The 25246-nt window shown below is 72.1% G+C and carries 18 protein-coding genes, 2 rRNA genes and 1 pseudogene; 16 read left to right on the forward strand and 5 right to left on the reverse strand.

The features are described from left to right. From OTB20_RS35300 to OTB20_RS35315, 4 genes and pseudogenes are all read left to right on the forward strand, one after another. A 23S ribosomal RNA gene (locus OTB20_RS35300) occupies positions 1–95 on the forward strand; the annotation flags it as partial. 107 nt (positions 96–202) lie between these two features. Next, positions 203–319: ribosomal RNA gene (gene rrf, locus OTB20_RS35305) — 5S ribosomal RNA — on the forward strand. Between the two features lie 105 nt (positions 320–424). Beyond that, a pseudogene (locus tag OTB20_RS35310) lies at positions 425–1792 on the forward strand (hypothetical protein); the annotation flags it as partial. Positions 1793–2170: 378 nt separating this feature from the next. Continuing rightward, entirely contained in the window at positions 2171–3058 is an 888-nt protein-coding gene (locus OTB20_RS35315) for a tetratricopeptide repeat protein (RefSeq protein ID WP_267823963.1), read from the forward strand. 60 nt (positions 3059–3118) lie between these two features. Here the strand turns inward: OTB20_RS35315 and OTB20_RS35320 are convergent, their stop codons facing one another. Further along, entirely contained in the window at positions 3119–4390 is a 1272-nt protein-coding gene (locus tag OTB20_RS35320) for a DUF1015 domain-containing protein (RefSeq protein WP_267823902.1), read from the reverse strand. 113 nt (positions 4391–4503) lie between these two features. Between OTB20_RS35320 and OTB20_RS35325 the strand changes: the two genes are divergently transcribed. The 4 genes from OTB20_RS35325 (at position 4504) to OTB20_RS35340 (ending at position 8711) form a co-directional block, all read left to right on the forward strand. Beyond that, on the forward strand, positions 4504–5556 hold the full coding sequence (locus tag OTB20_RS35325; RefSeq protein ID WP_267823904.1) for an HAD-IIA family hydrolase: 1053 nt from the start codon (positions 4504–4506) through the stop codon (positions 5554–5556). Between the two features lie 190 nt (positions 5557–5746). After that, positions 5747–6793, forward strand: coding sequence for a FecCD family ABC transporter permease (locus OTB20_RS35330; protein ID WP_267823906.1), 1047 nt, complete (start codon positions 5747–5749; stop codon positions 6791–6793). A gap of 71 nt (positions 6794–6864) precedes the next feature. After that, on the forward strand, positions 6865–7866 hold the full coding sequence (locus OTB20_RS35335) for a FecCD family ABC transporter permease (RefSeq protein ID WP_267823965.1): 1002 nt from the start codon (positions 6865–6867) through the stop codon (positions 7864–7866). 14 nt (positions 7867–7880) lie between these two features. Further along, a complete protein-coding gene (locus OTB20_RS35340) occupies positions 7881–8711 on the forward strand; it encodes an ABC transporter ATP-binding protein (RefSeq protein WP_267823908.1) in 831 nt (276 codons plus the stop codon). Positions 8712–9003: 292 nt separating this feature from the next. Here OTB20_RS35340 and OTB20_RS35345 read toward each other — a convergent pair whose 3' ends face one another. Then, positions 9004–9351: an SCP2 sterol-binding domain-containing protein gene (locus OTB20_RS35345; RefSeq protein WP_267823910.1), complete on the reverse strand. Its 348-nt coding sequence runs from the start codon at positions 9349–9351 to the stop codon at positions 9004–9006. 65 nt (positions 9352–9416) lie between these two features. Between OTB20_RS35345 and OTB20_RS35350 the strand changes: the two genes are divergently transcribed. The 5 genes from OTB20_RS35350 (at position 9417) to OTB20_RS35370 (ending at position 14553) form a co-directional block, all read left to right on the forward strand. Continuing rightward, a complete protein-coding gene (locus OTB20_RS35350) occupies positions 9417–9677 on the forward strand; it encodes a hypothetical protein (protein ID WP_267823912.1) in 261 nt (86 codons plus the stop codon). A gap of 7 nt (positions 9678–9684) precedes the next feature. Next, positions 9685–10500 (forward strand): TlyA family RNA methyltransferase, encoded by an 816-nt coding sequence (locus tag OTB20_RS35355; protein WP_267823913.1) that lies wholly within the window; start codon positions 9685–9687, stop codon positions 10498–10500. After that, the gene (locus OTB20_RS35360; protein ID WP_267823915.1) at positions 10497–11438 is read left to right on the forward strand and encodes an NAD kinase; all 942 of its coding nucleotides are present in this window, start codon (positions 10497–10499) and stop codon (positions 11436–11438) included. The genes OTB20_RS35355 and OTB20_RS35360 overlap by 4 nt, the downstream gene beginning before the upstream one ends. Before the next feature lie 133 nt (positions 11439–11571). Continuing rightward, positions 11572–13299 (forward strand): DNA repair protein RecN, encoded by a 1728-nt coding sequence (recN, locus tag OTB20_RS35365; protein ID WP_267823967.1) that lies wholly within the window; start codon positions 11572–11574, stop codon positions 13297–13299. 171 nt (positions 13300–13470) lie between these two features. Further along, the gene (locus tag OTB20_RS35370) at positions 13471–14553 is read left to right on the forward strand and encodes a glycosyltransferase family 4 protein (RefSeq protein ID WP_267823917.1); all 1083 of its coding nucleotides are present in this window, start codon (positions 13471–13473) and stop codon (positions 14551–14553) included. Between the two features lie 275 nt (positions 14554–14828). Here OTB20_RS35370 and OTB20_RS35375 read toward each other — a convergent pair whose 3' ends face one another. Beyond that, a complete protein-coding gene (locus OTB20_RS35375; protein ID WP_267823919.1) occupies positions 14829–16448 on the reverse strand; it encodes a PucR family transcriptional regulator in 1620 nt (539 codons plus the stop codon). Between the two features lie 182 nt (positions 16449–16630). Here OTB20_RS35375 and OTB20_RS35380 point away from each other — a divergent pair, with 182 nt between their 5' ends. Both OTB20_RS35380 and OTB20_RS35385 read left to right on the forward strand, forming a co-directional pair. Further along, positions 16631–18151: an APC family permease gene (locus OTB20_RS35380; RefSeq protein WP_267823921.1), complete on the forward strand. Its 1521-nt coding sequence runs from the start codon at positions 16631–16633 to the stop codon at positions 18149–18151. A 15-nt stretch (positions 18152–18166) separates the two neighbouring features. Continuing rightward, positions 18167–19798: a flavin monoamine oxidase family protein gene (locus OTB20_RS35385; protein WP_267823923.1), complete on the forward strand. Its 1632-nt coding sequence runs from the start codon at positions 18167–18169 to the stop codon at positions 19796–19798. A 57-nt stretch (positions 19799–19855) separates the two neighbouring features. On the opposite strand, the gene OTB20_RS35390 is transcribed toward OTB20_RS35385, so the two are convergent. Beyond that, positions 19856–21238 carry an FAD-binding oxidoreductase gene (locus OTB20_RS35390; RefSeq protein WP_267823924.1) on the reverse strand — a complete coding sequence of 461 codons (1383 nt, stop codon included), beginning with the start codon at positions 21236–21238 and terminating at the stop codon, positions 19856–19858. A 51-nt stretch (positions 21239–21289) separates the two neighbouring features. Continuing rightward, entirely contained in the window at positions 21290–23095 is a 1806-nt protein-coding gene (locus OTB20_RS35395; protein WP_267823927.1) for a glycoside hydrolase family 15 protein, read from the reverse strand. Between the two features lie 479 nt (positions 23096–23574). Between OTB20_RS35395 and OTB20_RS35400 the strand changes: the two genes are divergently transcribed. Beyond that, positions 23575–25227, forward strand: a complete 1653-nt coding sequence (locus OTB20_RS35400) for a CTP synthase (protein WP_267823928.1) — start codon at positions 23575–23577, stop codon at positions 25225–25227. The last annotated feature ends 19 nt before the right edge of the window (positions 25228–25246 follow it).

Consider the following 25246-nt stretch of genomic DNA (forward strand, 5'->3'; position numbering starts at 1 on the left):
AAGGCTCCCAGTAGACGACTGGGTTGATAGGCCAGATGTGGAAGCCCGGTAACGGGTGGAGCTGACTGGTACTAATAGGCCGAGGGCTTGTCCTCAGTTGCTCGCGTCCACTGTGTTAGTTCTGAAGCAACGAACGGTTGCTGGTTTCTAGAGCTAGAACATAACTATAAAGTGTGCTTGTTCGCTCGAAACCGATTAGGGTTTCGGTGGTCATAGCGTTAGGGAAACGCCCGGTTACATTCCGAACCCGGAAGCTAAGCCTTTCAGCGCCGATGGTACTGCAGGGGGGACCCTGTGGGAGAGTAGGACGCCGCCGAACAATTTTTCAAAGGACCCCTGGTCCAGCGTTCAACGCTGGACCAGGGGTCCTTTTTTGTTTTCACAGCTTTACGCCGAAGCGCGGCCATGGGTTGGTTGCGCAAGAATGACTAGCGGTACCCCGAAGACAGGAGTCACACCCATGTCCAACTCTCCCGACGATCGTCCGGAGCGCGAGCCTCGGCGCAACGACGGCGGTGACAGGGGCGGCTACCGCGGGGGCCGTGACGACCGTGGCGGCGAGCGTCCGCCGTTCCGCCGCGATGATCGCGGTGACCGTCCCACCGGTGGCGGCGACCGCCCCTCTGGCGGTGGCTTCCGCCGCGATGACCGTGGTGGCCGTCCCGCCGGCGGCGGCGGCGACCGTCCGTCGTACCCGCGTCGCGATGACCGTGGCGGCGACCGTCCCACCGGTGGTGGCGACCGCCCTTCCGGTGGTGGCTTCCGCCGCGATGACCGTGGTGGCCGTCCCGCCGGCGGCGGCGACCGTCCGTCGTACCCTCGTCGTGACGACCGTGGCGGCGACCGCCCCTCTGGTGGTGGCTTCCGTGGGAACGACCGCGGGGACCGTCCCTCCTTCCCGCGTCGTGACGACCGTGGAGACCGTCCCACTGGTGGCGGTGACCGTCCGTCGTACCCGCGTCGCGATGACCGTGGCGGCGACCGCCCCACCGGTGGTGGCTTCCGCGGCAACGACCGTGGCGACCGTCCCTCTGGTGGTGGCTTCCGCGGTAACGACCGCGGTGACCGTCCCTCGTACCCCCGTCGCGATGACGACCGTGGTGGCGACCGTCCCTCGTTCCCGCGTCGCGATGACCGTGGTGGGGACCGTCCCACCGGTGGTGGCTTCCGCGGCAACGACCGTGGGGACCGTCCCTCTGGTGGTGGCTTCCGCGGTAACGACCGCGGTGACCGTCCCTCTGGTGGTGGCTTCCGCGGTAACGACCGTGGCGACCGCCCGTCCGGTGGTGGCTTCCGCGGTAACGACCGCGGCGATCGTCCGTCCTTCCCGCGTCGTGACGACCGTGGAGACCGTCCCACTGGTGGCGGTGACCGTCCGTCGTACCCGCGTCGCGATGACCGTGGTGGGGACCGTCCCACCGGTGGCGGCTTCCGCGGCAACGACCGTGGCGACCGTCCCTCGTACCCGCGTCGTGACGACGACCGTGGTGGGTTCCGCGGCGGTCGTGACGACCGTGGCGGCGACCGCCCCTCGTACCCGCGTCGCGACGACCGTGGAGACCGTCCCACTGGTGGCGGTGACCGTCCGTCCTTCCCGCGTCGTGACGACCGGGGCGGTGACCGCCCCGCTGGCGGCGGTGACCGTCCGTCGTACCCGCGTCGCGATGACCGTGGTGGGGACCGTCCCACCGGTGGTGGCTTCCGCGGCAACGACCGCGGTGACCGTCCCTCGTACCCGCGTCGTGACGACCGCGGCGGCGACCGGCCGTCCTTCCCGCGTCGTGACGACCGTGGTGGGGACCGTCCCACCGGTGGTGGCTTCCGTGGGAACGACCGCGGTGACCGCCCCTCCGGTGGTGGCTTCCGCGGTAACGACCGTGGCGACCGCCCGTCCTTCCCGCCTCGTGACGACCGGGGTGGCGAGCGTCCCTCGTACCCCCGTCGCGATGACGACCGTGGTGGGTTCCGCGGCGGTCGTGACGACCGTGGCGGCGACCGCCCCTCGTACCCGCGTCGCGATGACCGGGGTGGCGACCGTGGTGGGTTCCGTGGTCGTGACGACCGGGGTGGCGACCGCGACTTCCGTGCGGACCGGGAGCCGGTCAAGCGGCTTCCGATCGACGACGACATCACCGGTTTCGAGATCGACTCCGACGTTCGCCAGGAGCTCCTGAGCCTGCCCAAGGGGCTGGCCGAGGAAGTCTCCAAGAACCTGGTCATGGTGGCCCGGCTGATCGACGAGGACCCGGAACAGGCGTACGCGTACTCGCGCATCGCCCTGCGTCTGGCCTCCCGTGTCGCCGCCGTGCGCGAGGCTGCCGGCTTCGCCGCCTACGCCACGCAGAAGTACGCCGAGGCGATCGCGGAGTTCCGCGCCGCCAAGCGGATGACCGGTTCGGTCGAGCTGTGGCCCGTCATCGCCGACTGCGAGCGCGGCCTCGGCCGTCCGGAGCGGGCACTGGCCATGGCCGGCGAGCCCGAGGTGCAGAAGCTGGACAAGGCCGGCCAGGTCGAGATGCGACTCGTCGCGGCCGGTGCCCGGCGGGACATGGACCAGCTCGACGCCGCCATCGTGACCTTGCAGAGCCCGGAGCTGGCCTCCAACTCCGTGCAGCCGTGGACCGCGCGTCTGCGCTACGCCTACGCGGACGCCCTGCTGGCGGCCGGCCGTGAGGACGAGGCGCGCGAGTGGTTCGCCAAGACCCTCGAGGCCGACAAGGACGGGGCCACGGACGCCTCCGACCGTCTCGCCGAGCTGGACGGTGTCGAGTTCGTCGACGCCTCCGCCGCTGACGACGAGGACGCCGATGTCGAGGACCGCGACGTCGAGGACCGCGATGTCGAGGACGACTTCGACGACGAGGACGACGAGGACGACGACCCGGAGGTCGTGGCGGCCGAGCGCGCCTCCGACCAGGCCGAGTACTACGACGAGGACGACGACGAGTACGAGGGCGACCCTGACGCCGATGTCGACGTCACCGACGAGGTCGTCGTTCTCGACGAGGACGAGGACGAGGACGGCCGCGACGAGGCCGGGGCCCGCGACCAGGGCTGAGTGAACTGAAAAGGGCGGTACCCCCGATGGGGGTACCGCCCTTTTTTGTTGTCCGGGCCGTCAGTCCAGGCTGCGCAGGACCAGGCCGGTGGCCGGCTTCGGGCCGAAAGAGGTGGACTTGCGGGGCATTGTCACGCCCTGGCGGGCCAGCTCACGTACGACCGACTCGCGTACCGGGTGCAGCAGGACGGCGGTGCCGCCGAGGCGCTCCGCCATCTCGACGGTCGCTTCGGTGTCGTGGATGTACGAGATCTGGTCGGCGGAGTCGGGGACGGCCCAGAGCGTGTCCAGCAGGGTCGCGTGCAGGACCGTGGCGTCCAGCCGGCGCCAGGCCTCGGGGCGGTCGCCGCGGACCGTGCGCTCGATCAGGGTCGGCTCGGGGTCGGTGACCAGGTGGAAGGTGCCGTCGCCGGTGAGGAGGAAGGCGTTGCCGAGCTCCGCGGCCTCGGCCAGGGCCTCCATGGCGGCGGGCAGCGGCCCGTCGACCGTGCGGACGCCGAAGCGGCCGTCGAGGGCGGCCAGGGCCTCGGCGGGTGCCAGGCGTCGGAGCAGCCGGTGGATCGCGCGGACCTGCAGTGGGTAGCGGGCGGTGTCGACGAGGAGGACCAGGCCGAAGTCCCAGGGGGTGGGGGAGTCGTGCTCCTCCTGGAGGCGCAGGTACGTCGCCCAGCGGTGGTGGCCGTCGGCGATGAGGGCCTGCCGGTCGCCCAGGTCGGCGGTGATCGCCGCCAGGTCGGCGGGGTCCGTGATGGCCCAAAGCCGGTGCTGGAAGCCGTCCTCGGTGGTGGTGGAGAACAGCGGCGTGCACCGGGCGGTGCGTTCGACGACCGCCGCCGCGCCCACCGCCGGATCGTCGCCGAGGTAAGTGAGGAGGAGCGGTTCGAGGTTGGCCGAGGTGGCGCGCATCAGGCCGGCGCGGTCGGTGACCACGTGGGGCATGACGTCCTCGTGGGGGAGGACGATCCCGGCGTCGGCGGCGGAGAGGGCCAGGGCCCCGATGACCCCGCGCTGGAGCAGCTCGCCCTTGCGCTGCTCGTAGACGTAGAGGGCGGGCTCCGGGTCGGCGCTGAGGATGCCCTCGGCGAGCCAGTCGCGCAGGGTGTGCGCCGCCTGCTGGTTGCGGGCGGCGGGGGTGTCGGCCTGAGGGAGGATCAGGCGGACGATGTTGTGCGGGTCGGCGGACTCCAGGTGGTTGAGTCCGTCGGGGCGCACGACCACGTCGTACGGCGGCGAGGTCACGGCGGCCAGACTGCCGACGCGCTCGGGGACGTAGCGCAGGCCGTGGAACGGGATCAGGCGCAGTCCGTGGTCCGCGGTACCAGATGTGGTCATTGATGAATCGTAAGACGCGTCTCGCCATGCGGGATGATCGGGGGAGTACGGAAACCGGACAAGATCGATCTCCCCCGGCGCATGCCGGGAGGGACCCAGGAGGAGCGGACACCATGACCCGGCAGAGCAGGACCATTCCCGCGGGCAGCGAGCGGAGTCTGCACCAGGCGTACGACACGGCCCTGCTGGACCTCGACGGGGTGGTGTACGCGGGCGGGGAGGCCATCGCGCACGCCGTGGACTCACTCGCCGCCGCGCGGTCCGACGGGATGCACCTGGCGTACGTCACGAACAACGCGCTGCGCACCCCGGACGCGGTCGCGGAGCACCTGAGCGAGCTGGGGATCCCGACGGAGGCCGGCGAGGTGATCACCTCCGCGCAGGCGGTGGCCCGGCTCATCGCCGAGCAGGTGGAGCCCGGGTCGAAGGTGCTGGTGATCGGCGGCGAGGGACTGCGGGTCGCGCTGCGCGAACGCGGGCTGGTGCCGGTGGACTCCGCCGAGGAGGAGGGCCTCGCCGCGGTGGTCCAGGGGTACGGGGGCCCCGATCTGCCGTGGGGCCGGTTCGCGGAGGCCTCGTACGCGATCAACCGCGGGGTGCCGTGGTACGCCTCGAACACCGACCTGACGATTCCGGGGCCGCGGGGGATCGCGCCGGGCAACGGGGCCGCCGTGGAGGTCGTACGGATCGCCACGGGCGCCGAACCCCAGGTGGCGGGCAAGCCGCTGCCCCCGATGCACCGCGAGACCGTGCTGCGGACCGGCGCGAAGCGGCCGCTGGTGGTCGGAGACCGGCTGGACACGGACATCGAGGGCGCCTTCAACGGGGACGTGGACTCGCTGCTGGTACTGACCGGGGTGACGGACGGGGCGCAGCTGCTGCGGGCCGAGCCGAAGTACCGGCCGACGTACGTGGACCGCGACCTGCGCGGGCTGCTGACCGGGCAGCCGGACGTGGTCGCGGCCGACGGGGGCGGGTTCCGCTGCGGGGGCTGGAGCGCGGTCGCGCTGGACGGCGTACTGGAGCTGCGCGGTGACGACGGCGGACCGCTCGAGCTCGACGCGGTCGACGGGCTGCGGGCGCTGTGCGCGGCGGCCTGGACGCAGGCGGGGGACGGCTCGTGCGGGCTGGACGCGGGGAAGGCGTTGGCCCGGCTGGGGCTGTAGGGGGATGTCAGGGCTGTGCGGGCTGTGCGGGCCGGTCGTGCCGGCCCGTTGACCCGCTGTCGGCGGGCCGGCGCCGGGTATTCGCTGGTCGGGGCCGGTCCTGGTCGGCCGGGTCGGCGGGACCAAGGGCCCGGACGAAGGGCCCTTCGGGGGGCCTGAGCACGGCAGAGGGTAGGCTAGCCTAACTTTTGTGTTGGTCGAGAGTCCCCCCGAACTGAGCGCGGCGCCCGTCGCCGCCACCCGCTCGCGTCACGGCGCGCGAGCCGCCGGTCTGCTCGCCGCCTTCGGCGTGCTCGCGCTGATCGCGGTGGCGAGCATCGCCGTCGGCGCCAAGCAGATGCCCCTCCACGAGGTCTGGCACGGCCTGTTCCACTACTCCGGGACGAGCTCCGACGTCGTGGTGCGGGACCTGCGGGTCCCGCGCACCCTCCTCGGGATGCTCGTCGGCCTCGGCCTCGGGCTGTCCGGCGCCGTGATGCAGGCACTGACCCGCAACCCGCTGGCCGAGCCCGGCGTCCTCGGGGTCAACGCGGGGGCCGCGGCCGCCGTCGTATCGGCCATCAGCTTCTTCGGGGCCTCCTCGCTGAGCGAGTTCGTGTGGTGGGCCTTCCTCGGCGCCGCCGTCGTCTCCGTGGTCGTGTACGTGCTCGGCGGCAGCCGCAGCGCCACCCCCGTGCGCCTGGCACTCGCCGGTACGGCCGCCAGCGCGGCCCTGGTCGGGTACATCAACGCCGTCCAGCTGATGGACAGCAAGGCGCTGGACAAGCTCCGCTTCTGGACCGTCGGCTCGCTGGCCTCCGCGAACATGGAGACCGTCCGGCAAGTGGCGCCCTTCCTGCTGGTCGGCGCCGTCCTCGCGCTCTGCCTGGGCCGGCCGCTCAACGCCATGGCCATGGGCGACGACACGGCACGGGCACTCGGCGCGAACCTGACGCGGACCCGGATCGGCGCGGTGATCGCCATCACCCTGCTGTGCGGGGCCGCGACCGCCGCCTGTGGGCCGATCGTCTTCGTCGGCCTGATGATCCCGCACCTCGTACGGTTCTTCACCGGTCCGGACGTGCGCTGGGTGCTCGCCTACTCGGCGGTGCTCTCCCCCGTCCTGCTGCTCGGCGCCGACGTCATCGGCCGGGTCGTCACCCGGCCCGCCGAACTCCAGGTCGGCATCGTCACCGCGCTCATCGGCGGACCCGTCTTCATCTACCTCGTCCGTCGCAAGAGGATGGCCCAGCTGTGACAGTGACCGACGCACCCGCCAGGGCGCGCACGGGCCGGACCGGGCCCCGGCCGCTACGCCTGCCCGGCGGGATGTCGCTGCGCGTGGAGCGGCGCGCGCTGGGCGTGGGGGTACTGCTCCTGGTGCTCGTACTGGCGACGGCCGTCCTGCTCATCGGCACCGGCGACTTCGACATCGCCCCGTGGGACGTCGTACGGACCCTGCTGGGCAACGGCACGCCCGCGCACGAGTTCATCATCAACGACCTGCGGCTGCCGCGGGTCCTGGTCGCCGTCCTGGTGGGGGCGGCCCTCGGCATGTCCGGCGCCGTCTTCCAGTCCGTCTCGCGCAATCCGCTCGGATCCCCGGACGTGCTCGGCTTCGGCTACGGATCGGCCGTCGGCGCGCTGACCGTCATCGTGCTGTTCAACGGAGGCGCCGGCCAGGTGGCCGCCGGGGCGCTGGTGGGCGGAGTGGTGGCCGGGTTCGCCGTGTACCTGCTCGCCTACAAGAAAGGCATCCACGGCTACCGGCTGGTCCTCGTCGGCATCGGCACCTCCGCGATGCTGATCGCCGTCATCCAGTACCTGCTGACGAAGGCGCAGCTCGTCGAGGCCACCAGCGCGATGGTCTGGCTGACCGGCTCGCTGGCCGGCCGGGACTGGGCGCAGGTCTGGCCCCTGCTCGCGAGCTGCGCGGTGCTGTTCCCGCTGGTCCTCGGCCAGAGCCGGGCGCTGCGGATGATCGAGATGGGCGACGACGCGGCGTACGCCGTCGGGGTGCGGGTGGAGCGGACCCGGCTGCTGCTGATGGTGGCGGCGATCCTGCTCACCACCGCGGCCAGCGCCGCGGCCGGGCCGATCACCTTCGTCGCGCTGGCCGCGCCGCAGCTCGCACGCCGGCTGACCCGGTCGCCCGGAGCGAGCCTGCTGACCGGCGCCCTGATGGGCGCACTCCTGCTGCTGGTGTCCGACTGGGCCTCGCAGCGGGCCTTCGGCGCCGACCAGTTGCCGGTGGGGGTGGTGACGGGTCTGGTCGGCGGCGTCTACCTGCTGTGGCTGCTCGTCACCGAACGCAAGGCGGGCCGCATATGAGGAACCAGAGGGGTATGAGCAACCAGAGGAGCAGGCAAGTGCAGCGGCTGACCGCGGAGAACGTGACCCTCGGCTACGACCAGCGGGTCATCGCCGAGGACCTGTCGGTGGAGATCCCGGACAACTCCTTCACCGTGATCGTCGGCCCCAACGCCTGCGGCAAGTCCACCCTGCTGCGTGCCCTGTCGCGGATGCTGAAGCCCTCGCGGGGGCGGGTACTGCTGGACGGTCACGCCATCGGGTCGATGCCGGCGAAGAAGGTGGCCAAGACGCTGGGCCTGCTGCCGCAGTCCTCGATCGCGCCGGACGGGATCACGGTGTCGGACCTGGTGTCGCGGGGCCGTTATCCGCACCAGGGGCTGTTGCGCCAGTGGTCGGGCGAGGACGAGCGGATCGTGAACGAGTCGATGCTCTCCACCGGGGTCGCCGAGCTCGCGGACCGGGCGGTGGACGAGCTGTCGGGCGGTCAGCGGCAGCGCGTGTGGATCGCGATGGCGCTGGCGCAGCAGACGCCGCTGCTGCTGCTGGACGAGCCGACGACCTATCTGGACATCCAGCACCAGATCGACGTGCTGAACCTCTGCGCGGAGCTCCACGAGGAGCAGGGGCGGACGCTGGTCGCCGTCCTGCACGACCTGAACCACGCGGCACGCTACGCCACGCACCTGATCGCGATGCGGGACGGGAAGGTCGTGGCCGAAGGGCCGCCGGCCGAGGTGGTCACGGTGGAGCTGGTGGAGCGGGTGTTCGGGCTGCGGTGCCAGATCATCGAGGACCCGGAGACCGGGACGCCGCTGGTCATTCCGGCGGCGCGGGTGGCGCGGGCCGTGGCGCGCGCGCAGTAGCCGGGTGCGGCGCCGCTTCCCGGGGCTCGGCCCCGGACCCCGCGCCTCGAACTCCCCCGGCTACCGCCGGCCCCCGGGCGGGGCTGATCACGCCCCCGGAAGCGCTAGTGCTGTGACCGGAAAGGTTCACCGCGTCGCGGCGCCCGGCACGGCACCTCTCCCCCAGCTACCGCTGGGAGGTGCCCCCTGCGTTGTCGGACCACGCCGGTACGTCCAGTACGGGTCGTGGTCCTCCGCCTTGCGATGCACCGCACCAGACACCGCGACCCGGCAAACCTTTCCGGCCACAGCACTAGAGGAGGCTCTTGAGGCGCAGGAGGTCGCGGAAGCCGGCTTCCAGTCGGATGCGGCCGGAGGCCCAGGCCTTGGGGAACTTGAGGTCGCCCGCGACCAGGGAGACCAGGTCGTCGCCGGTCATCGCGAGCCGGATCTCGGCCTTGGCGGCCGGCGGCCCGGGGGCCAGCGCGTCCACCCGGATCCGGCCTCCGTCGAGGCGGCCCGTGAACGTCCGGTCCAGGTCGGTGATGTGGCAGCTCAGCGAGCGGTCGAGCGCGGTCGCACCGCGCACGTCGCCTTCGGCCCGCGCCAGGTTGTCGGAGAGTTGGTCGAGTGCCGCACGGCACTCCTCGATCGTAGCCATCGTGATCCCGACCGTACCGCAGAGCCACGCGTGGTCGCGGGCGGGCTACGGGGTAGCGTCGGGGCATGAGCGAAGAAGCGCCCGACACGGCCCAGGACCCGGACGGAGACCCGGCCGCGCCCGCCGGGCCGGTCGCGCTGGGCGTCGTACGCGCCCCCACCGGGCACGCCGGGGCGGACGCCGCACTGGATCGGCTGGCCGACGTGGACCACCTCCCGGCGGAGGGACACCTCGAGGTGTACGAGGATGTGCACAGGGGGCTGCGCTCCGCGCTGACCGCGCTGGACGCGCCCGCCGGTCCCCGTAGTGACGAAAACAGGAGCTGAACCGAACGTGGCAGGAGTGGCACGCCGCCGCCTGGACGCCGAACTGGTGCGCCGCAGCATGGCCCGCTCGCGCGAGCACGCCTCGGAGCTGATCGCCGCCGGCCGGGTGACCGTGGGCGGCAACACGGCGACGAAGCCGGCCACCCAGGTCGAGACCAGCGCGGCACTCGTCGTACTCAAGGACGACGACGACCCCGACTACGTCTCCCGGGGCGGCCACAAACTGGCGGGGGCCCTCGCGGCCTTCCAGCCCCAGGGGCTGCGCGTGGAGGGCCGCCGGGCGCTGGACGCGGGAGCCTCGACCGGTGGTTTCACCGACGTGCTGCTGCGCGCCGGAGCGGCCCACGTGATGGCCGTCGACGTCGGCTACGGGCAGCTCGCCTGGTCACTGCAGAGCGATGACCGGGTCACCGTCAAGGACCGCACCAACGTGCGCGAGCTGACGGTGGAGCTGATCGACGGGATCCCGGTCGACCTGGTCGTCGGTGACCTCTCCTTCATCTCCATCGGGCTGGTGCTGCCCGCGCTCGTACGCTGCTGCGCGCCCGAAGCCGATCTGGTGCTGATGGTCAAGCCGCAGTTCGAGGTCGGCAAGGACCGGCTCGGCAGCGGTGGCGTGGTACGCAGCACGGAGCTGCGGGCCGGGGCCGTGCGGGACGTCGCGGCGCAGGCGTGGAAGCTGGGCCTCGGCGTGGTCGGGGTGACCGCGAGCCCGCTTCCGGGCCCCTCGGGCAACGTCGAGTATTTTCTGTGGCTGCGGGCGGGGGCACCGGTCCTCGACCCGGCGGATGTTGACCGTGCAGTGGCGGAGGGGCCGCAGTGAGCGATCTTTCGGGGGACCCGGCGCAGTCGGGGGATTCAGGGGAGCGGACCGTATTCCTGCTCGCGCACACCGGGCGGCCGGCGGCCATCCGCAGCGCCGAGCTGGTGGTCCAGGGGCTGCTGCGCAGTGGTCTGGGCGTACGCGTGCTGCGACACGAGGCGGTGGACCTGCCGCTGCCGCCCGAGGTGGAGCTGGTTGCCGAGTCCGAGTGCACGCCGGAGGTGCTCGACGGGTGCGAGCTGCTGATCGTACTGGGCGGGGACGGGACGCTGCTGCGCGGCGCGGAGTTCGCGCGCGGCTCGGGGGTGCCGATGCTCGGCGTCAACCTGGGCCGGGTGGGCTTCCTCGCGGAGGCGGAGCGGGACGACCTGGACAAGGTCGTGAACCGGGTCGTGACGCGTGACTACGAGGTCGAGGAGCGGATGACCCTCGACGTGATCGTGCGGACCAACGGGGACGTGGTGCACCGGGACTGGGCGCTCAACGAGGCGGCCGTCCAGAAGGTGTCCCCGGAGCGGATGCTGGAGGTGGTCCTGGAGATCGACGGGCGCCCGGTGTCCGGCTTCGGATGCGACGGGATCGTCTGCGCGACGCCGACGGGCTCCACGGCGTACGCCTTCTCGGCCGGCGGGCCGGTGGTGTGGCCGGAGGTGGAGGCGCTGCTGATGGTGCCGATCAGCGCGCACGCGCTGTTCGCGAAGCCGCTCGTGACCTCCCCGGACTCGGTGCTGGCGGTGGAGGTGCAGCCGGGGACCCCGCAGGGGGTGCTCTGGTGCGACGGGCGGCGGACGGTGGAGCTGCCGGCCGGGGCCCGCGTGGAGGTCCGGCGGGGGGCGGTGCCGGTGCGGCTCGCCCGGCTGCACCACGCGTCGTTCACGGACCGGCTCGTCGCGAAGTTCGCGCTGCCGGTGTCGGGGTGGCGTGGAGCCCCGCACTAACCCGGTGGGGGCTGACAGTTCCGGGTCGGTGCACCGTGCGTACGTAAATAGCATGATTGTTCGAGCGGCTCTGGGCGGGTGACGTCACATGGCACCCATGAAACCTCGGTATCGTCGTCCCGTGCTTGAGGAGATGCGGATACGGTCGCTCGGGGTCATCGACGACGCTGTGGTCGAGCTGTCACCCGGTTTCACCGCGGTGACCGGCGAGACCGGCGCGGGCAAGACCATGGTCGTCACCAGCCTCGGGCTGCTGCTCGGCGGACGCGCCGACCCCGCCCTGGTGCGGATCGGGGCCAAGGCGGCAGTGGTCGAAGGGCGCATCGTCATGCGCCCGGACGCCCCCGCGGCGCTGCGCGCCGAGGAAGCCGGCGCCGAGCTCGACGACGGCGCCCTGCTGATCAGCCGGACCGTTTCCGCCGAGGGCCGCTCGCGGGCCCACGTCGGCGGCCGCTCCGTGCCCGTCGGACTGCTCGCCGAACTCGGCGAAGACCTCGTCGCCGTCCACGGCCAGACCGACCAGCAGGGCCTGCTCCGGCCGGCCCGCCAGCGCCAGGCCCTCGACCGGTACGCGGGCGACGCGGTCGCCGTCCCGCTGGAGAAGTACGCCGGGGCCCACCGCAGGCTGCGCGCCGTCGCCGGAGAGCTGGAGGAGATCACCACCAGGGCCCGGGAACGCGCCCAGGAGGCCGACCTGCTGCGCTTCGGGCTCGACGAGATCGCCGCCGTGGAGCCGGTCCCCGGTGAGGACACCGAGCTGGCGGCGGAGGCGGAGCGCCTCGGCCACGCCGAATCCCTGTCCTCGGCCGCACAGGTCGCGCACGCGGCCCTCGCCGGCAACGTCGAGGACCCGGAGGGCGTCGACGCGGGCGCGCTCGTCGCCGGGGCGCACCGCGCACTGGAATCCGTACGCTCCCACGACCCGGCGCTGGGCGCGCTCGCCGAGCGGATCGGGGAGCTGGGCATCCTGCTCGGGGACGTGGCCGGGGAACTCGCCGGTTACGCCGACCACTTGGACGCCGACCCGCTGCGGCTGGCGGCCGTGGAGGAGCGCCGGGCGGCGCTGACCCAGCTGGTCAGGAAGTACGGCTCCGCCGAGAACGGCGTGGCGTCGGTGCTGGAATGGGCCGAACGGGGCTCCGTACGGCTGCTGGAGCTGGACGGCGACGACGAGCGGATCGGGGAGCTGACCGCCGAGCGCGACGGGCTGCGGATGGAACTCTCCGCACTGGCGCAGGCGTTGACCGACGCTCGGAACGAGGCGGCGACCCGGTTCGCGTCGGCGGTCACCGAGGAGCTGGCCTCCCTGGCGATGCCGCACGCACGAGTCACCATCGACGTCCGGCAGACCGAGGACCCCGAGGGGGTCGAGGTCGGCGGCCGGCTCGTCGCGTACGGGCCCTCGGGCGTCGACGAGGTCGAACTGCTGCTCGCCCCGCACCCCGGCGCCCAGCCCCGGCCGATCGCCAAGGGCGCCTCGGGCGGAGAGCTGTCCCGGGTGATGCTCGCCGTCGAGGTCGTCTTCGCGGGCTCAGACCCGGTACCGACCTACCTCTTCGACGAGGTCGACGCGGGCGTCGGCGGCAAGGCGGCCGTGGAGGTCGGGCGGCGGCTCGCGAAGTTGGCCGAGACGGCGCAGGTGGTCGTCGTCACGCACCTGCCGCAGGTGGCGGCCTTCGCGGACCGGCAGCTGCTGGTCGAGAAGACCAGCGACGGGTCCGTCACCCGGAGCGGTGTCACCGTCCTGGAGGGCGAGGACCGGATCCGCGAACTGTCGCGGATGCTGGCCGGCCACGAGGACTCGGCGTCGGCGCGGGCCCACGCGGAGGAGCTGCTGGCGGCGGCCCGGGGTTCCGCGTAGACCACTGTCCAGTCAGCATGCTGACGCCCTGCTAGCCCGTGTGGGTGAGTATCGGGGGGTCGGGACGGTATCCCACACGGGATCCGCACCCGTATGGTCCCGGAACGCGCGTACGGACTGGCATTCTGGGCGACGTCCCTGCCTCCCTCCCTCACCCTGGAGCTTCGGCCCGTGAGCAGCTCCCCGGCCCCCCTACCCGTCCCCGTCCTTCGCACCGTCCAAGTGCTCGGCGGCGCGAGCGGTGGTGCACACGTGCGGTCCCTGGCCACCGGGCTCGCCGCGCGCGGCGTACGGGTCACAGTGTGCGCGCCCGTCGAGGCGGAGGGGGAATACGACTTCACCGGCGCCGGGGCGCGGTTCACCCCGGACGCGGTGAGCGCCCTGCGGGCCGCCTGCGTCGAGGCCGACGTGGTGCACGCGCACGGCGTACGGGCGGGCATGCGCGCGGCGCTGGCCCTGCGCGGGCGGCGGGTCCCGCTGGTCGTGAGCTGGCACACCGGCGGGCACGGCCCCGGCGGAGGCCGCCTGAGCCTGCTGCTGGAGCGGTACGTGGCCCGGGCGGCGGCGGTCGTCCTCGGCGGATCCTCGGCGCAGGTGGACCTGGCCCGGCTGAGGGGGGCGCGGGACGCGCGGCTGGCGGCGGTGGCGGTACCGGTGTCCTCGGGTTCTTCAGGTGCTCCGGATCACGGCAAGGTACGGGCCGAACTCGGCGCGATCGGACGGCCGTTGGTGATCGCGGTCGGCAGCCTGGTGGCGCGGCGCGGGTACTCCGTACTGCTGGACGCGGCCCGCGAGTGGCGGACGCTGGACCCGATGCCGCTGCTGGTGATCGCGGGAGAGGGCCCGCTGCGGGCCGAGCTCGCGCGGCGCATCCAGGCGGAGAGCCTGCCGGTACGACTCCTCGGGCGGCGGCGGGATGCCGCAGGGCTGCTCGCCGCGGCCGATGTCGCGGTGCTTCCGAGTCGCTGGGAGGCGCGGTCGCCGCTGGCGCAGGAGGCTCTGCGGATGGGCGTGCCGTTGGTGGCGACGGCGGTGGGCGGTGTGCCGGAGCTGGTGGGAGAGGCGGGGGTACTCGTGCCGTACGGGGACGCGGGCGCGCTGGCCTCGGCGGTGGCCGGGCTGCTCGGGGATCCCGGGCGGCGGGGAGCGCTGGCCCTGGCGGGGCGGGCGCAGGCGATGACGTGGCCGTCGGAGGACGACACGGTGGCGCAGGTCCTGTCGGTGTACGACGAGCTGACGCTCCGCCGCCGCTAGCCTGCGGCCGGCGGGATGTGCGCGCTGTGCACCCAGCGAGCTGGGACGCCTGGTCGGGCTGAAGCCCCAGGGTCTGTTCAGCCCGTCCGGCGTTTGAGGACCGGGGTCCGGGCAGCGCCCGGGGAACGGTGGAAGGGCGGGTAGGGGACTTCGCCCCGCAGGGCCGACCCGCCGCACCCGCCCACCGGGCCATGCCGGCTGGGCCGTCCGCACACCGGCCGGGCCCATCTCACCGGCCGTGGCCGCCCGCGCGGCGGTCGGGTGTCTCGGGCGGGTCAGGACGGTACGTGGCGGCGGGCCCGGAGGGCCAGGCTCAGGGAGAGGACCGTCTCCGGGTCGTCCAGGTCCGCGCCCAGGAGCTCCGAGATGCGGGCCAGGCGGTTGTACAGGGTCTGGCGGTTCAGGTGCAGCTCGCGCGCGGTCTCCGCCTTGCGGCCCGCGTGGGCCAGGTACGTCTCCAGGGTGGGCAGGAGCGGCGGCCGCGAGACCGTGTCGTGGACGCGCAGGGCGCCGATCGCGCGGTCCACGAAGGCCGCCAGGTCGGGCTGTTCCCGTAGCCGCCAAAGGAGCAGGTCGATGTCCAGGCGGCGGGCGTCGTACCAGGGTCGGGCCGGCAGCCCGTGTGCGGCGGTGGCCGTTTCGGCGGCATGGCGCAGGCCGGCCGAGACCGCCGCCCAGCCGCCGCTGACGCCGACGACCACCGCCGGGGCGGCCCCCGCCCGGTCCAGGCCGGCCCGCTCCACGCCGGTGCGCAGGGCCACGGCGACCCGGTCCGCCACCGTGGCGCGCTCGGCGTCGGACCGGAGGGAGACGAGGAGGGGGACCCGGCCTTCGACCGGGCGGACGCCGAGGAGGACCGGTACGCCGACGGAGGCGAGTTCCTCCAGGACGGCGCGGGCCAGGACCGCCCAGTTCCCCGAGGGGGCCAAGTCCGAGGACAGTCGCATGACGATGGGAAGGAGCGGGCCCTGGCCCGGCTTGAAGCCCAGTACGCGGGCCTGGGCGGGGGCGTCCTCCGCCGAGATCCGGCCCTCCGCGAGGTCCGTGAGGAAGTCGCCGCGGCCGCGCGCCGCGAGCTCGTCCTCCTGGCGGGCCTGCATCAGGACGACGGCCAGTACGCCGGCCGTGCGCTCCGCCGCCATCCGGTGCACGGGCAGCAGCGGGGCGGACACGCCCAGCAGGACCAGCCGGGCCCGTACCGAACCGGTGCCGCGGCCGCCGCCCGGGACGTCGACCACCACGGCGTTGGCGGAGGGCTCCGTGGCGCGTTGGCCGCGGAGGCCCTCCCACACCTGGAGCGGGTCTGCCGCGGCCTCCCCGGAGGCCGGGCCCGCCGCGTACAGCAACTGGCCGTCGGGGGTTTCCAGGAAGACCGGGTTCGTCGTGAAGTCGGCCAGGATGTGCAGGACTTGGGGGATTCCGCCACCCTCCAGCAGGGCTTCCGTGCAGCGCCGGTGGACCTCCTCGGCGCGCTGGAGCAGGGAGTAGTGCCAGTTGACGATCTCGGTGTGGACTTCCTCCGTGACGGTCACGAAGGGGACCTCGCGGTGGAGCTGGACCAGCGGGAGGCCCACCGCGCGGGCCGTCTCCACCAGGGTCGCCGGCAGCCGGGTGAAACGGGGTCCCAGCTCGACGACCAGCGCGGCGATGCCCCGGTCGGCGAGGCGGCGTACGAAGGCGCGCTGTTCGGCGGGGCGGGTGCCGAGGCCGAGGCCGGTGGTCAGCAGCAGCTCGCCGCCCTTGAGCAGGGAGGCGATGTTGGGGACCTCGCCCGCGTGCACCCAGCGCACGGTCCGGCCGAGCCGGTCGGCGCAGGCCACCACCTCCGGGAGCCCGCCGCGCAGCCCCGGCAGCTCCAGCGCCCGCTGAACCGTGATCCCGCCCTGATTGTCCATATGGCGGACGCTACCGGGGCTCTTGTTCCGTGGACATCACCGAGCGGTTACGGGGCTCCGTCTACCCCCCGTCCGGCCCGACAACTCGTCGCCCCTAGAGGGAGATTATCGGACTGAATGCCGATTGTGGCGTACGTCACCCGAGGAGAGAGTGAGCGCCCTCACGACAGGAACGAGGAGCCATGAGCACGGATAGCAGCACGGCCGACGGCGCACCCCAGGTCCAGCGGCTGAAGGCCAATTCGGTGGGCCTGGTCGGTGTCGTCTTCATGGCCGTCGCCACCGCGGCTCCCATCACCGCGATGACCGGCAACCTGCCCATCGCCGTCGGCTTCGGCAACGGCGTCGGCGCCCCCGCCGGCTACCTCTTCGCGACCGCCGTACTGACCGTCTTCGCCGTCGGCTACGTCGCCATGGCGAAGCGGATCACCGCCGCCGGCGCCTTCTACGGGTACATCTCGCACGGCCTCGGCCGGATCGCCGGCATGGCCTCCGGCATGCTCGCGGTCCTCGCCTACATCGTCTTCGAGGCCTCGATCGTCGGCGTCTTCTCCTACTTCACCAAGACCACCGTCCACGACCAGCTCGGCATAGACCTGCCCTGGATCGTCTACGCGGCCGCCATGCTCGCGGTCACCGCCGCCCTCGCGCACTTCGACATCAACCTCACGGCCAGAGCGCTGGGCGTGATGCTCGTGGCCGAGATCGCCGTCCTCTTCGCCGTCGCCACCGCCGTACTGATCGCGGGCGGCGGCCCGGACGGGATCCCGCTGGAGCCCGTCAATCCGAAGAACGCCTTCACGGGAACCTCCGCCGGACTCGGCCTCTTCTTCGCCTTCTGGTCCTGGGTCGGCTTCGAGTCCACCGCCATGTACGGGGAGGAGTCCCGCGACCCGAAGCGGGTCATCCCCAAGGCCACCCTGATCTCCGTCGTCGGCGTCGGCCTCTTCTACATCTACGTCTCCTGGATGACCATCGCGGGCAACGGCCTCGCCAAGTCGGTGGAGCTCTCGGCCTCCGCGAGCCCCCTCGACCTGTTCTTCGCGCCCACCCAGACCTTCATCGGCGCCTGGGCCGTGGACGCCTTCCAGTGGCTGCTGCTCACCGGCTCCTTCGCCTGCGGCATGGCCTTCCACCAGTGCGCCGCCCGCTACCTCTACGCCATCGGCCGCGAGGGCTTCCTGCACCCCGGACTCGGCCGTACGCACGCCAAGCACGGCTCCCCGTACATCTCCTCCATGGTGCAGACGGCCATCGCCACCGGCCTGGTCGCGCTGTTCTGGCTGACCGGGCAGGACCCGTACACCCACCTCTACACGCTGCTCGCGATCCTCGGCACCATGGCGATCCTCATCGTCCAGACCCTGTGCTCCTTCGCGGTGATCGGCTACTTCCGCAAGAACCACCCCGAGGACCGGCACTGGTTCCGCACCTTCACGGCCCCGCTGATCGGCGGCATCGCCATGGCCGCCGTGGTCGTCCTGCTGCTGGTCAACATGAAGACGGCGGCCGGGCTGGCCGCCGACTCGTTCTTCTTCACGCTGATCCCGTGGATCGTCGGGACCGTCTTCTTCGGCGGGCTGGGACTCGGCCTCTGGCTGAAGTTCAAGGCCCCCGCCCGCTACGAGATCATCGGCCGCGTCGTCCTGGAGGACGCGGCCGAACGCACCGAAGAGCCCGCCCCCTCCGCCGCGAACGTCTGAGAAGGAGCCACCGCCATGGCCCGTACGCCCCTGATGCACGCGCTCCGGCAGCTCGCCGCCGAACACGCCGCCGCCCGCCGCCTCGGCCTGCCCGTCGCCGAGGTCCGCGGCTCCACCCGCCGCCAACTCCTCGGCCGGGCCGCAGCGCTCGGCCTCGGCACCGCCCTGGCCTCCTCTGCCGGCGCGAACGCCTACGCCGTGGAGGCCCTGCCGGAGAAGAAGCCCGTAGCCCCCGCCCGCGTCGCGATCGTCGGGGCCGGAATCTCGGGCCTGACCGCCGCCCTCACCCTCAAGGACGCGGGCGTCCCCTTCACCCTTTACGAGGCCAACCCGAGCCGCGTCGGCGGCCGGATGTGGACCCAGCGCTCCCTGTGGGCCTACGGGCAGACCTCCGAGATCGGCGGCGAGCTGATCGACACCAGCCACAAGAAGATCCTCGAACTGTGCCGCCGCTTCAACCTCCCCGTTGAGGACTTCCTCGGCGGCGGGCCCAACGGGGCCGAGGAGATCCTCTGGCTCAACGGGACGTACTACCCGCGCGACCAGGCCGACGAGGACTTCAACGCCGTCTACCAGGCCCTGCGCCGCGACCTCCAGGAAGCCGGCGAGGTGTCCTGGAACTCCACGACCCCGGCCGGTACCGCCCTGGACGACATGACCCTGTACGAGTGGATCGAGACCCGGATCCCCGGCGGACACGGCTCGCAGCTCGGCCGCTTCATCGACGTGGCGTACAACGTCGAGTACGGGGCCGACACCGACCAGCAGTCCGCCCTCGCGCTCGTCCTGCTGATGGGCTACCAGACCAACCCGGGCAACTTCAACGTCTGGGGCCTGTCCAACGAGCGCTACCACATCACCGGCGGCAACGACCGGCTGCCGAACGCCATCGCCCAGGCCCTGCCCGCCGGTTCGATCGTCATGGGCCGCGAGCTGCTCGCCGTACGCGTCTCCGCCGACGGCACCCAGACGCTGACCTTCAACGACGCGGGCGCCACCCGGACCGTCGTCGCCGACCACACGATCCTGTGCCTGCCGCTGCCGGTCCTCCAGCGGATCGACATCACGGGCGCCGGCTTCGACCCGCTGATGAAGAACCTGCTGCGCGATGCCCGCATGGGTTACTGCACCAAGCTCAACATGCAGTTCACCAGCCGCCCCTGGCGCGGCACCGGCCCCTGGCCGGGGGTGTCCGCCGGGGACTGCTTCACCGACACCGAGGTCCAGCAGACCTGGGACACCACCAAGGTCCAGCCGGGCAACGGGGGCATCCTGCTCCAGTACGGCGGCGGCAGCCTGGCCGTCTCGCTCACTCCGGGCAGCCCCTTCGCCACCGATTCCGACCCCTACGTACGCACCCTCGCGGGCCGGATGCTCACCGGGATCGACGCGTTCTTCCCCGGCACCAAAGCGGCCTGGACCGGGCGGGCCCAGCTGTCGGCATGGCATCGCAATCCGTACGCGCTCGGCGCGTACTCGTACTGGCCCACCGGCTACCTGCACAAGTACGCCAAGTACGAGGGCACCGCGCAGGGCCGGATCCACCTCGGCGGTGAACACTGCAGCTACGACTTCCAGGGGTTCATGGAAGGCGGGGCGACCGAGGGGGAGCGGGCGGCGAAGGAGGTCATCACCGCCCTGAGCTGAGCCCGGGCGCCACACGGCCCCGGGGGCACACGCTCCCGCGGGTACACGGCGCCGCGGCTACGTGGGCTTGATGTTGTGGTTGAAGCGGAAGACGTTGTCCGGGTCGTACTCCCGCTTCAACCGGCCCAGCCGTCGCATGTTGTCGGATCCGAGGCCGGCTTCCACCCGGTCTCCGCCCTCGTCGCCCGTGAAGTTGAGGTAGACCGCGCCCGTGCTCCACGGCCGCACGTCGGCGCGGACGTCCTTGACCCACTGGCGGACGCGTTCGTCGTCGGCCGGGTCCTCCCAGGCGCCGAACGGGTGTACTGCCCAGGGGGCGCCGCGGAACGGCACCGGGTAGTCGGCCGGCCCCTCGGCGATCGCGCCGCCCTGGGGCCACACCACGTGCTGGGTGCCGCTCGGCACCGGCATGGAGTCCGCGCGGGCGCAGAACACGTCCACGAACTCGTCGGGCATACCGGTCAGGTACTCGGCCGACCAGTAGTTCCGCATGCCCGGCGGATCGTCGAGCATGCACTGGAGGTCCGCGTAGGGCAGGGCCGTCACCATCTCGGCCTCGTGCGGGATCGCCAGCAGTGGCGCGGCCAGCGCGCGCAGCTCCTCCTCCGGGCCCGCGTACGTGATCAGCGCGCCCGCCAGCAGCCGGCCGACCAGGTGCGGCGGGACGAACTCCTCGGGAGGGCCGGTCAGGTAGATGGCGCCGCCGCCGGCCTCGCGCGGCCCGGACTCCATGACGTCCCGGTACGTACGGACCATCTCGGGCCCGTGCTCCGGCAGGTACAGCAGGAACGCCAGGGACATGAAGGGCAGCTCGTGCAGCCGCAGGGTCAGGGAGGTCGCGATGCCGAAGTTCCCGCCCCCGCCGTGCAGCCCCCAGAACAGCTCCGGATGGTCCTGCGCGGTCGCCGTCACCATGTCGCCGTCGGCCGTGACCAGGTCCACGGCGAGCAGGTTGTCCACCGCCAGGCCGAACTTGCGGTCCAGCCACCCGGTTCCGCCGCCCAGCACGAAGCCGCCGACCCCGGTGGTGGAGACCCGCCCACCGGTGGTCGCCAGCCCGTACGGCTCGCAGGCCCGGTCCAGGTGGCTCATCGTGGCCCCGCCCTCGACGCTGACGGCCGACGCCCCGGGATGGACCGTCACCCCGTGCATCCGGCGCAGGTCCACGACGAGGCCGCCGTCGTTGAGGGACATCCCGGCGACGCTGTGCCCGCCGCCGCGCACCGCCACCGGCAGGTCGAGCCGCCGTGCGAAGCGCACGGCGGTCACCACGTCCACCGGGCTCTCGCACTGCGCGATCACGGCCGGCCGGCGGTCGATCATCCCGTTGTGGAGGGCGCGGGCCTCGTCGTACCCCGGACCGTCCGGAGTCAGGACGGCTCCGGACAGGTCCTCGCGGAGCTCGGCGAGTGCCGTGCCCGCCTTCGAGAGGGGAGCCATGGCTACCCCCTTCAGGGAGAGGCGGAGGAGCTTACGACCCCTCCAGGTTAGTCAGCCCCCGTACGCACCGCTCGCCGTCAGCCGCAGGGCCGTGTCGATCAGGGGGACGTGACTGAAGGCCTGGGGGAAGTTGCCGACCTGGCGCTGGAGCTTGGGATCCCATTCCTCCGCCAGGAGGCCCAGGTCGTTGCGGAGCGAGAGCAGCTTCTCGAAGAGCCGCCGCGCCTCGTCCACCCGCCCGATCATCGCCAGGTCGTCGGCCATCCAGAACGAACAGGCCAGGAACGCCCCCTCGTCTCCCTCCAGACCGTCCACGCCGGCTTCCTCGCCCGCCGTCGGGTAGCGCAGGATGAAGCCGTCGGTCGTGGACAGCTCGCGCTGGATCGCCTCGATGGTGCCGATCACCCGCTTGTCGTCGGGCGGCAGGAATCCCATCTGCGGAATCAGCAGCAGGGAGGCGTCCAGCTCCTTCGACCCGTACGACTGGGTGAAGGTGTTGCGCTCCTTGTCGTAGCCCTTCTCGCACACGTCCTGGTGGATCTCGTCGCGCAGTTCGCGCCACCGCTCCAGGGGTCCGTCGGCGTCCCCGCTCTCGATCAGCTTGATCGTGCGGTCCACCGCGACCCAGGCCATCACCTTCGAGTGCACGAAGTGCCGGCGCGGTCCGCGCACCTCCCAGATGCCCTCGTCGGGCTGGTCCCAGTGCGTCTCCAGGTAGCGGATCAGCTTGAGCTGGAGCAGCGAGGCGTAGTCGCTGCGGGCCAGGCCGGTCATGTGCCCCAGGTGCAGGGCCTCGGTGACCTCGCCGTACACGTCGAGCTGGAGCTGCCCGGCGGCGCCGTTGCCGACACGGACCGGACGGGAATTCTCATAGCCAGGCAGCCAGTCCAGCTCGGTCTCGCCCAGCTCCCGCTCGCCCGCGATCCCGTACATGATCTGCAGGTTCTCCGGGTCGCCGGCCACCGCGCGCAGCAGCCACTCGCGCCAGGCGCGGGCCTCCTCGCGGTAGCCGGTGCGCAGCAGCGAGGAGAGGGTGATCGCGGCGTCCCGGAGCCACGTGTAGCGGTAGTCCCAGTTGCGGACCCCGCCGATCTCCTCCGGCAGGGAGGTGGTCGGCGCGGCGACGATCCCGCCCGTGGGGCCGTACGTGAGCGCCTTGAGGGTGATCAGCGAGCGGACCACCGCCTCCCGGTAGGGCCCGTGGTACGTGCACTGCTCGACCCACTCGCGCCAGAAGTCGGTGGTCGACTCCAGCGCGGCCTCGGGGTCCGGCGCCTCCGGCGCGCTGAGGTGCGAGCGCTCCCAGCTGATGCTGAAGGCCATCCGGTCGCCCGGTCCGACGGTGAAGTCGGAGTACGTGGTCAGGTCCTTGCCGTACGTCTGCGCCTCGGTGTCCAGCCAGACCGAGTCGGGGCCCGCCACGGCCACGGTGCGCCCGTCGACCTTGTGGACCCAGGGCACGACCCGCCCGTAGCTGAACCGCATGCGCAGCGCCGAGCGCATCGGGACGCGCCCGCTGACGCCCTCCACGATGCGGATCAGCTGCGGGGCGTGGTTCTCGCGGGGCGGCATGAAGTCGATCACCCGGACCGTTCCGCGCGGGGTGTCCCACTCGGATTCCAGGACCAGCGAGTCGCCGCGGTAGCGGCGGCGGGTGGCGCGCGGCGGCTCGGTTCCCGGTGGGAAGGCCGGGCCGATCCGCCAGAAGCCGTGATCCTCGGTACCGAGGATGCTCGCGAACACGGCATGGGAGTCGAAACGTGGCAGACACATCCAGTCCACCGCCCCGTCCCGGCAGACCAGTGCGGCGGTCTGCATGTCCCCGATCAATGCGTAATCCTCGATGCGCCCGGACACGTTGCATCTCCAGTCGAACGGCACGTCCGCCCCTAGGGGCGCTTACATTGCGCGTGCGCGGTCACCTGTGTGTGGGCATCCCCGCGTGAGCCATGATTCCGCATACCGGCCCGGCTAGGCCGTCCGACGGACTGCTCGGCCCCGATGTGTGCGATATCCGAGCAGGATATGTCGGCACCCTAGTGACCACCTTTAGCCCCGGAAGAATGTGGCTGGGTCAAACGGGTGAAGGGCCGCCGCGGGGCCGCGACGTCCCCCTGCCACCCTCCGCCGGGCCCGCGGAAGACCCCCGCGCCGCGTGCCCGGAGGCGGACGGCTCCGGGCGCTGATAGGCTGGTATCCCGTGGACCGGTGGTCTGCCTGTGCGAATCAGGAGCCCCGAAACCGCAGCTTCGGCGCCCCCTGAGACCCCTCCGGATCGACGGTGGCAGGCGCCGGACGCACCTCACCTCGCGACCCACGGGAGCCCCCTCTTGGCGATGCCGCCCAAATCCATGACGACCAAGCACATCTTCGTCACCGGGGGTGTCGCTTCCTCCCTCGGCAAGGGCCTGACGGCCTCGAGCCTGGGTGCGCTGCTCAAGGCGCGCGGCCTGCGGGTCACGATGCAGAAGCTCGACCCGTACCTGAACGTCGACCCCGGCACGATGAACCCGTTCCAGCACGGTGAGGTGTTCGTCACCAACGACGGCGCCGAGACCGACCTGGACATCGGCCACTACGAGCGTTTCCTCGACGTCGACCTCGACGGCTCGGCCAACGTCACCACCGGCCAGGTCTACTCGCAGGTCATCGCCAAGGAGCGGCGCGGCGAGTACCTCGGTGACACCGTGCAGGTCATCCCGCACATCACCAACGAGATCAAGCACCGCATCCGGCGCATGGCGACCGACGACGTCGACGTCGTGATCACGGAGGTCGGCGGCACGGTCGGCGACATCGAGTCGCTGCCGTTCCTGGAGACCGTCCGCCAGGTCCGCCACGAGGTCGGCCGCGACAACGTCTTCGTCGTGCACATCTCGCTGCTGCCCTACATCGGCCCCTCCGGCGAGCTGAAGACGAAGCCGACCCAGCACTCGGTCGCGGCGCTGCGCAACATCGGCATCCAGCCCGACGCGATCGTGCTGCGCGCCGACCGCGAGGTTCCGACCTCGATCAAGCGCAAGATCTCGCTGATGTGCGACGTCGACGAAGAGGCCGTGGTCGCCGCGATCGACGCCAAGTCGATCTACGACATCCCCAAGGTCCTGCACACCGAGGGCCTGGACGCCTATGTCGTGCGCAAGCTCGACCTGCCGTTCCGCGACGTCAACTGGACCGTGTGGGAGGACCTGCTGGACCGGGTCCACAACCCCGACCACGAGGTCAAGGTCGCGCTCGTCGGCAAGTACATCGACCTGCCGGACGCCTACCTGTCGGTGACCGAGGCGCTGCGCGCCGGCGGCTTCGCCAACAAGGCCCGCGTGGAGATCAAGTGGGTCGCCTCCGACGACTGCAAGACGCCGGCGGGCGCCGCTGAGGTGCTCGGCGACGTGGACGCGATCTGCGTGCCCGGCGGCTTCGGCGACCGCGGTGTCAACGGCAAGGTCGGCGCGATCACCTACGCCCGCGAGAACAAGATCCCGCTCCTCGGCCTGTGCCTGGGCCTGCAGTGCGTGGTCATCGAGGCCGCGCGCAACCTGGCGGGCATCGAGGACGCGAACTCCACCGAGTTCGACGCCTCCACCGCGAACCCGGTGATCTCCACGATGGAGGAGCAGCTGGCCTTCGTCGAGGGCGCGGGCGACCTGGGCGGCACCATGCGCCTGGGCATGTACCCGGCGAAGCTCGCCGAGGGCTCCATCGTGCGCGAGGTCTACGGCGACCAGGCGTACGTGGACGAGCGCCACCGTCACCGCTACGAGGTCAACAACGCCTACCGCGGTGAGCTGGAGAAGAAGGCCGGTCTGGTCTTCTCCGGCACCTCCCCGGACAACAAGCTCGTCGAGTACGTCGAGTACCCGCGCGAGGTCCACCCCTACCTGGTGGCCACCCAGGCCCACCCGGAACTGCGCTCGCGCCCCACGCGCCCGCACCCGCTGTTCGCCGGCCTGGTCAAGGCCGCCGTGGAGCGGCAGCAGGCCGCGAAGTAGCAGTACGAACGCATAACGT

Origin of the sequence: Streptomyces sp. H27-H1, assembly GCF_026627445.1 — a bacterium.
GTDB lineage: Bacteria > Actinomycetota > Actinomycetes > Streptomycetales > Streptomycetaceae > Streptomyces.